The organism is Pseudomonas massiliensis (assembly GCF_000826105.1).
Classification (GTDB): domain Bacteria; phylum Pseudomonadota; class Gammaproteobacteria; order Pseudomonadales; family Pseudomonadaceae; genus Aquipseudomonas; species Aquipseudomonas massiliensis.
On record NZ_CCYK01000005.1, the window covers coordinates 196,929 to 209,197 of the forward strand.

Here is a 12,269-nt window from a genome sequence, read left to right on the forward strand (position 1 = left end):
AGCAAGGAGTTCCCATGAGCGCCACCCTCGTCATCCCCCTCATAGTCTTGATCTTCATCGTGGTCACCATCGCCAAGGGCGTGCGGCTGGTGCCCCAAGGACAGGAATGGATCGTGGAGCGGCTGGGGCGCTATCGCGTCACCCTCAAGCCGGGCCTGAACTTCCTCATTCCCTACATGGATACGGTTGGCTACAAGATGAGCACCAAGGATCTGATCCTCGACGTGCAGCAGCAGGAAGTCATCACTCGAGACAACGCCGTTCTCCTGGCCAACGCCCTGTGCTTCGCCAAGATCACCGACCCCACCAAGGCCGCCTATGGCATCGAGGACTACGACCAGGCGGTACGCAGCCTGACCATGACCAGCCTGCGCTCCATCATCGGCGGCATGGACCTGGACGAAGCGCTGTCCTCCCGGGACAAGATCAAGGCGCTGTTGCGCGAAGCCATGGCCGAGCAGACCATCGACTGGGGCATCACCATCCGCTCCGTGGAAATCCAGGACATCAAACCTTCGGAATCCATGCAGCGTGCCATGGAGCTGCAAGCCGCCGCCGAGCGGGAGCGCAAAGCCACGGTCACCCGTGCCGAGGGCGCGAAAACCGCGGCCATCCTCGAAGCCGAGGCCAGGTTGGAATCGGCCAAGCGTGACGGGGACGCACAAGTGACCCTGGCCAACGCGTCAGCCCAGGCCATTGAACGGGTGAAAGCAGCCATCGGCACCGACACCGGCCCCATGGTGTATCTGCTGGGCGAAAAGTACATCGGCGCCATGGAAAAGCTGGCCACCAGCGCCAATGCGAAGACCATCGTGCTGCCAGCGGATATCCAGGACACCATCGGCGGGCTGATGGGGCGCGCGAAGCGGGCCTGATTCGCGGGCATAAAAAAACCTGCCACCTTGCGGGGGCAGGTTTTTCAACCGCAGGGCTTACTTGGAAGCGCGCTTACGCTCGTTCTCGTTCAGCACTTTCTTGCGCAGGCGAATCGACTTCGGAGTCACTTCTACCAGCTCGTCGTCATCGATGAACTCCAGGGCCTGTTCAAGGGTGAACTTGATCGGCGGAACCAGGGCGATGGTTTCGTCCTTGCCCGAAGCACGCATGTTGTCGAGCTTCTTGCCCTTGGTGGGGTTGATCACCAGGTCATTGTCACGGCTGTTGATACCGCACAGCTGGCCTTCGTAGATTTCCTGCCCTGGCTCGAGGAACAGCTTGCCGCGGTCCTGCAGGGTTTCCAGCGAGTAGGTCAGTGCCTTGCCGGTAGCCATGGACACCAGTACACCGTTCTGGCGGTGGCTCACTTCACCTGCCTTGATCGGGCCATAGTGGCTGAAGGTGCCGGTGAGGATGCCGCTGCCGGAGGTCATGGTCAGGAAGGCGTTACGGAAGCCGATCAGGCCGCGTGCCGGAATGGTGTATTCCAGGCGAATACGCCCCTTGCCATCCGGGACCATGTTGCTCAGGTCGCCCTTGCGCAGGCCCATCTGCTCCATCACCGCACCCTGGTGCTGTTCTTCGATGTCGATGGTAACGGCTTCGTAGGGCTCCTGCTTCTCGCCGTCCACTTCCTTGATGACCACTTCAGGGCGTGAGATGGCCAGTTCGAAGCCTTCGCGACGCATGGTTTCGATCAGTACCGAGAGGTGCAGCTCGCCACGGCCGGAGACCTTGAACTTGTCGGCGCTGTCGGTTTCCTCGACGCGCAGGGCAACGTTGTGCAGCAGTTCCTTTTCCAGACGCTCCTTGATGTTACGGCTGGTGACGAACTTGCCTTCCTTGCCGCAGAACGGCGAGTCATTGACCTGGAAGGTCATGCTGACGGTCGGCTCGTCCACGCTCAGCGCAGGCAAGGCTTCCACGTTCTGCGGATCGCAGAGGGTATCGGAAATGAACAACTGGTCCATGCCGCTGATGCAGACGATGTCGCCCGCTTCGGCTTCTGGAACCTCGACGCGCTGCAGACCGTGGTGACCCATCAGCTTGAGGATGCGGCCGTTGCGCTTCTTGCCTTCGGCGTCGATGGCGACCACAGGGCTGTTGGCCTTGATACGGCCACGGGTGATACGGCCAATGCCGATCACGCCCAGGAAGCTGTTGTAGTCCAGTGCCGAGATCTGCATCTGGAAGGGGCCTTCGGCGTCGACCTTCGGAGCCGGTACGTGATCCAGGATGGCCTGGAACAGCGGGTCCATGTTGTCGGCCATTTCGGACGGGTCGTTACCCGCGATACCGTTCAATGCGCTGGCGTAGATGACCGGGAAGTCCAGCTGGTCTTCAGTGGCGCCCAGGTTGTCGAACAGGTCGAAGACCAGGCCCAGCACTTTGTCCGGGTCGGCGCCTGGGCGGTCGACCTTGTTGATGACCACGATCGGACGCAGGCCGGCCTTGAAGGCTTTCTGGGTCACGAAACGGGTTTGCGGCATTGGGCCGTCCTGGGCGTCGACCAGCAGCAGCACCGAGTCCACCATGGACATCACGCGCTCTACCTCGCCGCCGAAGTCGGCGTGGCCGGGGGTGTCCACGATGTTGATGTCGTAGCCGTTCCACTTGATGGCAGTGTTCTTGGCCAGGATGGTAATGCCGCGTTCCTTTTCCTGGTCGTTGCTGTCCATCACGCGCTCGTCGTTCAGCTCTTTGCGGTCCAGGGTGCCGGACAGCTTCAGGAGCTTGTCGACCAGGGTGGTTTTACCATGGTCAACGTGGGCGATGATGGCGATGTTACGAAGATTGTCTCTCACAGGGCATATCTCGATGATGAATTCGGTGGGGCCGGCTAAACGCGACGGCCGGTCAAACGACGCGATTACACTGGCCGGTCGGGGGGGCGATGGCGGATGCTCCCGCCATTGAGCCCCGGGACTTTATGCCGGACGATAAACGCGCACATTGGCGTGCCCCTCGCTTAGCAGGTGATGAGCATGCAGCCTGCTCATGACACCTTTGTCGCAATACAACAGGTATTGCCGGGCAGGATCCAGGTCCTTGAACCGGCTGTTCAGTGCATAGAAGGGCACGGCCCGTACCTCTACCCCTTCGACGGCAAGGGGTTCGTCTTCCTGCGCATCCGGGTGGCGGATGTCCAGTACCACATGGCTGGCCAGGGCCTCGCTCACCTCTTCTACTTCAACCGCCTGCCCCAGCTCTTCGATCACATGGTCGATAGAGACCAGACGCGCGCGGGCCAGGGCGTTTTCCAGTACCGCCATATCGAAGCGCTGTTCTTCGCGCTCGATGCGGTAACCGCGGGCGCTGGTGGTGGGGTTTACCGAAATCACGCCACAGTACTCAGGCATGTGCTTGGCGAAATCCGCGGTACCGATGGCGGTGGCCGTGTCGATGATGTCCTGCTTGTGGGTAGCCAGCAATGGCCGCAACACCAGGGTGGGGGTGACCGAATCGATCACCGCGAGGTTGGTGAGGGTCTGGCTGGACACCTGGGAAATGGCTTCGCCGGTCACCAAGGCGTTGATCTCCAGGCGCTCGGCCATCTGGCTGGCCGCCCGTAGCATCATGCGCTTGAGGATCACGCCCATCTGGCTGTTGTCCACCTTGGCCAGGATTTCTCCCACCACCTCTTCGAAGGGAACACTGATGAACAGCACGCGGTGGGAGCTGCCGTATTTCTTCCACAAGTAATGCGCAACTTCCATCACCCCGAGCTCATGGGCACGCCCGCCGAGGTTGAAGAAGCAGAAATGGGTCATCAGGCCACGGCGCATCATCTGGTAGGCGGCGACCGTGGAATCGAATCCTCCGGACATCAGTACCAGGGTTTGCTCCAGCGCGCCCAGGGGGTAGCCGCCAAGGCCTGTGTGCTGGCCGTGGATGACGAACAGGCGCTGGTCCCGGATTTCCATCCGCACCTCTACCTCGGGGTGCTTGAGGTCGATGCCGGCCGCGCCGCATTGCTGGCGCAGTTGGCTGCCCACGTAGCGGTCCACATCCATGGAGCTGAAGACATGCTTGCCGGCGCGCTTGCAGCGCACGGCGAAGCGCTTGCCAGGTAGCAGGTGGCCGAAATGCGTCTTGCACTTGGCGACGATGTCGTCGAAATCACCAAGGGAGTATTCATCCACCTGCAGGAAATGCGCGATACCCGGGGTGCAGGTCAGCCGCTCGATGATTTCCTTGAGGACCTTGCCGTCGGTGATCTGCGTCTGAACCTCAAGGTTATCCCACACCCCGGCCACGGCGATATTCGGGTCCAGATCCCGGACCACCACACGGATGTTCTTGGCCAGCTGGCGAATGAACTGCTTGCGCACTGGCCGGCTTTTTATGGTGATCTCGGGAAAGACTTTGACGATGAGTTTCATGAACAGCGCGCGCCATGGCCCAGCTGGAAAAAAGGGGCGGCATTATAGCGGAAACTGCTCAACCTTTGACCAACTATCTGTCGAAAGCCAGACAAGCACTGATTTGGAACACTTTTCCGGCACTTCGCCCCATTAAGGGGCATCGAAATCTTGAGAGGCTACCGTAAGTGCCGCCAACCCAAGGATTTTTGCCACCGTGCCCATCTCGGGGCACTGGCATGCAAATTGCTCCCTTGTGAGGCAGGTTGCCTTGGCCGAGTATGCGGCGGCAACACTGTATCCAGGGGCGCAAAGCACGTTCCTATCCACCCGGAGGACAACATGTCGAAGTCGGTTCAACTCATCAAAGATCATGACGTTAAGTGGATTGATCTGCGCTTCACTGACACCAAAGGCAAGCAGCAGCACGTCACCATGCCGGCTCGCGACGCCCTGGACGAGGATTTCTTCGAACACGGCAAAATGTTCGATGGCTCCTCCATCGCCGGTTGGAAAGGCATCGAAGCGTCGGACATGATCCTGCTGCCCGATGACGATACCGCTGTGCTGGACCCCTTTACCGAAGAGCCCACCCTGATCCTGGTCTGCGACATCATCGAGCCGTCGACCATGCAGGGCTACGATCGCGACCCACGCGCCATCGCCCACCGCGCCGAGGAATACCTCAAGTCCACCGGCATCGGTGACACTGTATTCGTAGGCCCGGAGCCCGAGTTCTTCATCTTCGATGAAGTGAAGTTCAAGTCGGACATCTCCGGCTCGATGTTCAAGATCTTCTCGGAGCAGGCCTCCTGGATGACCGACCAGGACGTGGAAGGCGGCAACAAAGGCCACCGTCCGGGCGTCAAGGGCGGCTACTTCCCGGTTCCACCGGTCGACCATGACCACGAAATCCGTACCGCCATGTGCAACGCGCTGGAGGAAATGGGCCTGACCGTCGAGGTTCACCACCATGAAGTGGCGACCGCTGGCCAGAACGAAATCGGCGTCAAGTTCAACACTCTGGTGAAGAAGGCTGACGAAACCCAGACCCTGAAGTACGTCGTTCACAACGTGGCCGATGCCTACGGCCGCACCGCGACCTTCATGCCCAAGCCCCTGTACGGCGACAACGGCTCGGGCATGCACGTGCACATGTCCATCTCCAAGGAAGGCAAGAACACCTTCGCGGGTGAAGGCTATGCCGGCCTGTCCGATACCGCGCTGTACTTCATCGGGGGCATCATCAAGCATGGCAAGGCCCTGAACGGCTTCACCAACCCGTCGACCAACTCCTACAAGCGGCTGGTGCCCGGCTTCGAAGCACCAGTAATGCTGGCCTACTCGGCTCGCAACCGCTCTGCGTCGATCCGCATTCCATACGTGTCCAGCCCCAAGGCTCGTCGTATCGAAGCACGCTTCCCGGACCCGGCCGCCAACCCTTACCTGGCCTTCGCCGCGCTGCTGATGGCCGGCCTGGACGGCATCCAGAACAAGATCCATCCTGGCGACGCCGCCGACAAGAACCTGTATGACCTGCCGCCGGAAGAAGCCAAGCAGATCCCGCAGGTCTGCGGCAGCCTGAAGGAGGCCCTGGAAGAGCTGGACAAGGGTCGTGCCTTCCTGACCAAGGGCGGCGTATTCTCCGACGACTTCATCGATGCCTACATCGAGCTCAAGTCCGAAGAAGAAATCAAGGTCCGTACCTTCGTGCACCCACTGGAATACGACCTGTACTACAGCGTCTGATCCAAGCGCCGCGCACAAGAGGCCTCCTTCGGGAGGCCTTTTTCATGGCCAGGAATCCAGCCGCCCGACGCCAACCCATCGTTTTTCCGAAAAAACGCAGGGGTACGAGGCCCGCACTGGCCCCAAGGCCGCTTTGCTGGCATAACGAGGCTCCGAACAACAAGGGAGCGTTCCGCCAATGCAAAAGTTTTCCGCTTTCTGCCTCGCCTTGGGCACCAGCCTTTATCTGAGCGGCGCAATGGCCGCTCCGGCCTCTTCAGCACCTGCCGAACTGCCAGCCTTGCTCGGCAGCATCGAGCAGCGATTGAACATTGCCGATCAGGTTGCCCTGAGCAAATGGGATAGTCACAAGGCCGTGGAAGACCGTGCCCGGGAACGGGACGTGATTGCCGGCGCTGTCATCAAGGCTACGCAATACAAGCTCGAGCCTGCGTTCGTGGAGCAATTCTTCGCCGCCCAGATCGAAGCCAACAAGCTGGTGCAATATGGGCTGCTCAATGACTGGCGCGTAGCTGGACAGGCTCCGCACAGCCCACGGCCTGATCTGGTCGGGCAGATTCGCCCGCAGCTGGACAAGCTTCAAACCACCCTGATGGAACAGCTCGCCGCATTCGCCCCATACCGCTCGACCGCGGACTGCCCGCAATGGATTGCCCAGGCGATCAACCAGGGCGCGCGTGACGACCTGCACCGTCTTGCCCTGATTCGCGCCACCGGCGAGCTGTGCCTGCCAGTCCACTAGCCCCTTTCGGACGAGGCGGCCTAAGCTATGCTGTCAGGGCCGCCGGGCCTGTCATCCTGTCAATCCGAGTAGTCGCCATGCGCCGCGCCTTACTGTTGTGCTTGCCCCTCGCCTGCGCCTCGGCCCATGGGCAGATCTACAAGTACACCGATGCCAATGGCAATACGGTGTATTCGGAGCAACCGCCCCCTCCAGGTCGGGCGTCACAGCCGCTCAACCTGCCGCCGCTCAATAGCGTGCCAATGCCCAAGGGCGCGCCTCCCCCAGCGCCCGCAACTCAGGCGCCAGCCATCGATCCGGCGCCGCCCGCCGCCTATTCGGTTCTGGAGCTGACCGACGTCCCGGCCGACGGCGCTATCCGCGCCAACAACGGTACTTTTGACGTTGGCGTGAGCATCCAGCCGCGCCTGGCGGCTGGCCACCTTCTGCAACTCGTACTGGACGGCGTTGCCTACGGTACCCCGGGCAATGTTCCTCGCCTGCAACTCGTGAATGTGGATCGAGGCCAGCACAGCCTGGCCGTCCAGGTACTCGCTGGGGCCGAGGTGTTGCAATCGAGCATCCCCCGAACGATCCATGTTCTGCGGGTCAGCGCCCCGTGAGAACGCTGGCCTTGGTTTCATTGATCTTCTTCAGCGGGCTGGCCTGGGGCCAGGTATATACCTATGTGGACGCCCAGGGAAACCGGGTCTATACCGACCAACCCCGCAAGGGCGCGACTCCGGTAAAGGTCCCGGAGGGCAACCGCATAAGCCCACCGCCTGCCAAGGCCGCCGCTTCCGCAACCGCAGCCCCGCCGGGTGCTGCCAGGTCGATACGACCAGCCCGAATGGTCCACTATGAAATGTTCCGCATCCTGGTGCCGTTGCCCGAGGCATCAGTGGTACATGCCAGCGGAGAAATGATCGTCACGCTCACCAGCGACCCAGGACTGGCCGAAGGGCATGCCTACCGCGTTATTCTGGACGGCGAACCCGCCTCGCAGCCCGGTACAAGCCCAGTCGTCCCATTGCGGAACGTAGATCGCGGCGCTCACCAGCTGTCAGCGGAAATTCTCGACGCCCAAGGAACGGTGGTCGAGCGCACCCCGGCGCAACCTGTGTACATGAAGCGAGCGTCTCTCGCACAGAAACGTCGGGTAAGGCCCTGCAAGGAAGCTGACTACGGTGTTCGTCCAGAATGCCCACTCAGTGACAAACCAGCGGACGATGGCGAAGGCAGCTGAACCAGGCATTCCAAGACGCGCACCTTTATAGTGCTCTCCATGCACCTTGCTACCTTTTATGTACCAAGGTGGCGCAGCCCGGCAGATTAATCAGCTGAATTGGCGAAGGCCTGCCTGCTTTTCGCAGGCACCGCGCTTCTTTTCGGCGCCTGGTTTGAATTTTGCATTTTCCTTGCATCAGTGGAGCGCAGGCCGTGCCCGCCCCGCACCTAGACCGCGCCCTTGGGTCGCGACGTGCCAAGAGAGGTCAAGGATACGCATGACCATCAGTGATGCGCTGCACCGGCTGTTACTGGATAACCTGACAACCGCCACCATTCTTCTCAACGCTGAACTGCGCCTGGAATACATGAACCCCGCGGCTGAAATGCTGCTGGCAATCAGCGGCCAGCGCAGCCACGGCCAGTTCATCAGCGAATTGTTCACGGAGTCCGCCGAAGCCCTCAATTCCCTGCGGCAGGCGGTCGAGCATGCACACCCGTTCACCAAGCGCGAAGCCATGCTCACTGCCCTGACAGGGCAAACCTTGACCGTCGACTATGCGGTGACGCCTATCCTGAGCCAGGGCCAGACCCTGCTGTTGCTGGAAGTCCACCCCCGTGACCGCCTGCTGCGGATCACCAAGGAAGAAGCCCAGCTCTCCAAGCAGGAAACCACCAAGATGCTGGTGCGCGGCTTGGCCCATGAAATCAAGAACCCCCTGGGTGGCATCCGGGGCGCCGCGCAGTTGCTGGCCAGGGAACTGCCGGAAGAAAGCCTTCGCGATTACACCAACGTGATCATCGAAGAAGCCGATCGCCTGCGCAACCTGGTAGACCGCATGCTCGGCTCCAACAAGCTGCCTTCATTGGCCATGACCAACATCCATGAAGTATTGGAACGCGTCAGCAGCCTGGTGGACGCGGAAAGCCAGGGTGGCATCGCCCTGTTGCGAGACTACGACCCCAGCATCCCGGATGTACTCATCGACCGTGAACAGATGATCCAGGCGGTGCTCAATATCGTACGCAACGCCATGCAGGCCATCAGTGAAGACAAGGAGCTGCGACTCGGCCGCATTACCCTACGCACCCGTGCCATGCGTCAATTCACCATAGGCCACACCCGTCACAGACTCGTTGCCAAGATCGAAATCATCGACAACGGACCAGGTATCCCCCCCGAACTTCAGGAAACCATCTTCTATCCCATGGTCAGTGGCCGCCCGGACGGAACCGGCCTTGGCCTGGCCATTACCCAGAACATCATCAGCCAGCACCAGGGGCTGATCGAATGCGATAGCCACCCTGGCCAAACCATCTTCTCGATCTTCCTGCCGCTGGAACAAGGAGCCGCTTCGTCATGAGCCGTAGTGAAACTGTATGGATCGTCGATGACGACCGTTCCATCCGCTGGGTATTGGAAAAGGCGCTACAGCAAGAGGGCATGACGACCCAGAGCTTCGATAGCGCCGACGGGGTCATGAACCGCCTGGCTCGCCAGCAGCCGGACGTGATCATCTCGGACATCCGCATGCCTGGCGCTAGCGGGCTGGACTTGCTGGCCCGCATTCGCGAGCAGCACCCCCGGCTGCCGGTCATCATCATGACCGCGCATTCGGACCTGGACAGCGCCGTGGCGTCCTATCAGGGCGGCGCCTTCGAGTACCTGCCCAAGCCATTCGACGTGGACGAGGCGGTGTCGCTGGTCAAGCGCGCCAACCAGCATGCTCAGGAACAGCAAGGCATGGAGGCCGTCCCGACCCTCACCCGCACGCCAGAGATCATTGGCGAAGCGCCCGCCATGCAGGAAGTGTTCAGGGCCATCGGGCGTTTGAGCCACTCCAACATCACCGTGCTGATCAATGGCGAGTCCGGCACGGGCAAGGAGCTGGTGGCCCATGCCCTGCACCGCCACAGCCCGCGGGCGGCTTCACCTTTCATTGCCTTGAACATGGCGGCGATTCCGAAAGACCTGATGGAGTCGGAGCTGTTCGGGCACGAGAAAGGCGCCTTCACGGGCGCGGCCAACCTACGCCGCGGCCGCTTCGAGCAGGCCGACGGAGGCACCCTCTTCCTGGACGAAATCGGCGACATGCCCGCCGACACCCAGACCCGGCTGCTCAGGGTATTGGCCGACGGCGAGTTCTACCGCGTTGGTGGGCACATTCCAGTGAAGGTGGATGTACGTATCATCGCCGCTACCCACCAGAACCTGGAAAACCTCGTCCACGCTGGCAAGTTCCGGGAAGACCTGTTCCACCGGCTCAACGTCATTCGCATTCACATCCCGCGCCTGTCGGACCGTCGTGAAGACATTCCTACCCTGGCCCGCCACTTCCTCAGCCGAGCCGCCCAAGAGCTGGCGGTGGAGCCCAAGCTGCTCAAGGCCGAGACGGAGGAGTACCTGAAGAACCTGCCCTGGCCGGGCAACGTGCGCCAGCTGGAGAACACCTGCCGCTGGATCACGGTCATGGCCTCCGGCCGTGAGGTGCATATCTCGGACCTGCCACCTGAGTTGCTGAGCCTGCCTCAGGACGCCGCGCCTGTGACCAACTGGGAACAAGCCCTGCGCCAATGGGCAGACCAGGCGCTGGCCCGCGGCCAATCCAGCCTACTGGACAGCGCGGTGCCCAGCTTCGAACGCATCATGATCGAAACCGCGCTCAAGCACACCGCCGGTCGCCGTCGGGACGCTGCGGTATTGCTGGGCTGGGGGCGTAATACCCTCACCCGCAAGATCAAGGAGCTGGGCATGAAGGTCGACGGAGGCGAGGAAGACGACAGCGACGAGGCCTGACCGGGCCCGTATTGATAGCCCCGCTCCGGCGGGGCTTTTTCATTGTCCTGGTGCAAGCCCGATCGCCGACAACGAGTTGCCTGATCGTAATGCCATGGGGAAGCTCGTACCCGAAGAAGCCGCGCTTGCACGATCCGGCACCTTCGATACTGGCTACCCAAGCCTCTCATTTGTGCACGTCCGGCCCTCTTGCACCGCGGCAAGGCGCGCCTCCTGAGCGACACGCTAGCGTCCGCAACGGACGCCAGGCTTGACGCAAACCCGCGCCATTGAAAATAAATCATTAAAATCATGTAGTTATAAGCCCGGAGCAGGCTGACTGGGCTTTCATCACAAAACTGGCACGCCCTCTGCAATGACACTTACAACGGTTTCGGGGGCTTTGGTACAGGCAGGCCGGGGTTCCCCTCTTTACACCAGGGCGCCGTTGCAGACGGGCCTTTTTTTCAGGGGCAGCGGTACAGGCAGGCTGCTGCTCCTTCTTTACACCGGGCCAGGCGCCATGCCGAAGCCCGCCCCTTTCGGGGACCTTGGTACAGGCAGGCCGGGGCTTCCCTCTTTTATTCGTCCTGGAGGCTGACGTGCAGCCTCCAGCGGCCGTCCACCTCGGCACCTTCCCACTTGGCCCTCAGTTGGCGCGCCGCGATGATACTCAGTAGCAGCCCTTGCTCGGTGTGGCGCAACGTCCACTTGGCCTGACGGCCTTGCAGCTCCAGCTGGCCCTGCAACTGTGGCCCGCTGGCATCGAAAAGAATAGCCACCGTCCCGTCCACCATCTCCCCGTGTACCTGAGGAGCGTGGTCGAACCAGAGGTTCATTTCACCGCCGGCAAGCAGCTCCACCCGATCGAAGACGCTACGCCCCGGGTCTACCAGCTTACCGATCATCATGCCCACCAGCAGGCCAAGCAGGGCCAGTGCGCCGAGAAAGCGCGGCCAGAAGGTGGATCGTGGCGGCAGCGCTTCGGCGTTAGAATGCTGCCCGTCGTTTGTATCGGAGCCGCGCATGTTTCACGTCATCCTGTTTCAACCGGAAATTCCACCCAATACGGGCAACGTTATCAGGCTCTGCGCCAATAGTGGCTGCCAGTTGCACCTGATCGAGCCCCTGGGGTTCGAACTGGACGACAAGCGCCTGCGCCGTGCCGGCCTGGATTACCATGAGTATGCGCCTCTACAGCGCCATGCGGACCTTGCCAGCTGCCTGGCCAGCCTCGGCCAGCCGCGGGTGTTCGCCTTCACCACCAAAGGCTCGCAGCCTTTCCACGGCATACGCTTCGAGCCTGGAGACGCCTTTCTGTTCGGCCCGGAAAGCCGCGGCCTGCCCCAGGATGTACTGGACAGCTTTGCCAGCGAATACCGACTGCGCCTGCCCATGCGCCCCAACAGCCGTAGCCTCAACCTTTCCAATACCGTCGCCATTGCGGTATACGAGGCCTGGCGGCAACAGGGGTTCGCTTAACGCGCCCAAGAGCACA

General features: G+C 61.4%; 11 protein-coding genes. 8 read left to right on the forward strand and 3 right to left on the reverse strand.

Going from position 1 to position 12,269, the window contains the following annotated elements:
• Positions 1 to 14: 14 nt before the first annotated feature.
• Positions 15 to 875, forward strand: a complete 861-nt coding sequence (locus BN1188_RS04330; protein WP_040260127.1) for an SPFH domain-containing protein — start codon at positions 15 to 17, stop codon at positions 873 to 875.
• A 57-nt stretch (positions 876 to 932) separates the two neighbouring features.
• Here BN1188_RS04330 and typA read toward each other — a convergent pair whose 3' ends face one another.
• Both typA and thiI read right to left on the reverse strand, forming a co-directional pair.
• On the reverse strand, positions 933 to 2,741 hold the full coding sequence (typA, locus tag BN1188_RS04335; RefSeq protein WP_040260129.1) for a translational GTPase TypA: 1,809 nt from the start codon (positions 2,739 to 2,741) through the stop codon (positions 933 to 935).
• A gap of 123 nt (positions 2,742 to 2,864) precedes the next feature.
• Positions 2,865 to 4,319 carry a tRNA uracil 4-sulfurtransferase ThiI gene (gene thiI / locus BN1188_RS04340; RefSeq protein WP_040260130.1) on the reverse strand — a complete coding sequence of 485 codons (1,455 nt, stop codon included), beginning with the start codon at positions 4,317 to 4,319 and terminating at the stop codon, positions 2,865 to 2,867.
• 321 nt (positions 4,320 to 4,640) lie between these two features.
• Between thiI and glnA the strand changes: the two genes are divergently transcribed.
• The 6 genes from glnA (at position 4,641) to ntrC (ending at position 10,792) form a co-directional block, all read left to right on the forward strand.
• Complete coding sequence (gene glnA, locus BN1188_RS04345; protein WP_040260132.1) at positions 4,641 to 6,047, forward strand: glutamate--ammonia ligase; 1,407 nt, start codon at positions 4,641 to 4,643, stop codon at positions 6,045 to 6,047.
• A 178-nt stretch (positions 6,048 to 6,225) separates the two neighbouring features.
• The gene (locus BN1188_RS04350) at positions 6,226 to 6,789 is read left to right on the forward strand and encodes a chorismate mutase (RefSeq protein ID WP_040260133.1); all 564 of its coding nucleotides are present in this window, start codon (positions 6,226 to 6,228) and stop codon (positions 6,787 to 6,789) included.
• A 77-nt stretch (positions 6,790 to 6,866) separates the two neighbouring features.
• Positions 6,867 to 7,391: a DUF4124 domain-containing protein gene (locus BN1188_RS04355; RefSeq protein WP_040260134.1), complete on the forward strand. Its 525-nt coding sequence runs from the start codon at positions 6,867 to 6,869 to the stop codon at positions 7,389 to 7,391.
• Positions 7,388 to 8,014, forward strand: coding sequence for a DUF4124 domain-containing protein (locus BN1188_RS04360; protein WP_187375310.1), 627 nt, complete (start codon positions 7,388 to 7,390; stop codon positions 8,012 to 8,014). The genes BN1188_RS04355 and BN1188_RS04360 overlap by 4 nt, the downstream gene beginning before the upstream one ends.
• Positions 8,015 to 8,273: 259 nt before the next feature.
• A complete protein-coding gene (glnL, locus tag BN1188_RS04365; RefSeq protein WP_040260135.1) occupies positions 8,274 to 9,359 on the forward strand; it encodes a nitrogen regulation protein NR(II) in 1,086 nt (361 codons plus the stop codon).
• Positions 9,356 to 10,792, forward strand: coding sequence for a nitrogen regulation protein NR(I) (gene ntrC, locus BN1188_RS04370; RefSeq protein ID WP_040260137.1), 1,437 nt, complete (start codon positions 9,356 to 9,358; stop codon positions 10,790 to 10,792). The genes glnL and ntrC overlap by 4 nt, the downstream gene beginning before the upstream one ends.
• Before the next feature lie 560 nt (positions 10,793 to 11,352).
• On the opposite strand, the gene BN1188_RS04375 is transcribed toward ntrC, so the two are convergent.
• Positions 11,353 to 11,799: a hypothetical protein gene (locus BN1188_RS04375; protein ID WP_040260138.1), complete on the reverse strand. Its 447-nt coding sequence runs from the start codon at positions 11,797 to 11,799 to the stop codon at positions 11,353 to 11,355.
• Here BN1188_RS04375 and trmL point away from each other — a divergent pair.
• Positions 11,798 to 12,253, forward strand: a complete 456-nt coding sequence (trmL, locus tag BN1188_RS04380; RefSeq protein ID WP_040260140.1) for a tRNA (uridine(34)/cytosine(34)/5-carboxymethylaminomethyluridine(34)-2'-O)-methyltransferase TrmL — start codon at positions 11,798 to 11,800, stop codon at positions 12,251 to 12,253. The two genes, BN1188_RS04375 and trmL, sit on opposite strands and share 2 nt — an antisense overlap.
• The last annotated feature ends 16 nt before the right edge of the window (positions 12,254 to 12,269 follow it).

What these genes read in the sequence shown, in the direction of transcription:
- BN1188_RS04330 (WP_040260127.1), top strand. Translation starts at nt 15, where the DNA reads ATGAGCGCCACCCTCGTCATCCCCCTCATAGTCTTGATCTTCATCGTG.
- thiI (WP_040260130.1), bottom strand. Translation starts at nt 4,319, where the DNA reads ATGAAACTCATCGTCAAAGTCTTTCCCGAGATCACCATAAAAAGCCGG.
- glnA (WP_040260132.1), top strand. Translation starts at nt 4,641, where the DNA reads ATGTCGAAGTCGGTTCAACTCATCAAAGATCATGACGTTAAGTGGATT.
- BN1188_RS04350 (WP_040260133.1), top strand. Translation starts at nt 6,226, where the DNA reads ATGCAAAAGTTTTCCGCTTTCTGCCTCGCCTTGGGCACCAGCCTTTAT.
- BN1188_RS04355 (WP_040260134.1), top strand. Translation starts at nt 6,867, where the DNA reads ATGCGCCGCGCCTTACTGTTGTGCTTGCCCCTCGCCTGCGCCTCGGCC.
- glnL (WP_040260135.1), top strand. Translation starts at nt 8,274, where the DNA reads ATGACCATCAGTGATGCGCTGCACCGGCTGTTACTGGATAACCTGACA.
- ntrC (WP_040260137.1), top strand. Translation starts at nt 9,356, where the DNA reads ATGAGCCGTAGTGAAACTGTATGGATCGTCGATGACGACCGTTCCATC.
- trmL (WP_040260140.1), top strand. Translation starts at nt 11,798, where the DNA reads ATGTTTCACGTCATCCTGTTTCAACCGGAAATTCCACCCAATACGGGC.
- BN1188_RS04375 (WP_040260138.1), bottom strand. Translation starts at nt 11,799, where the DNA reads ATGCGCGGCTCCGATACAAACGACGGGCAGCATTCTAACGCCGAAGCG.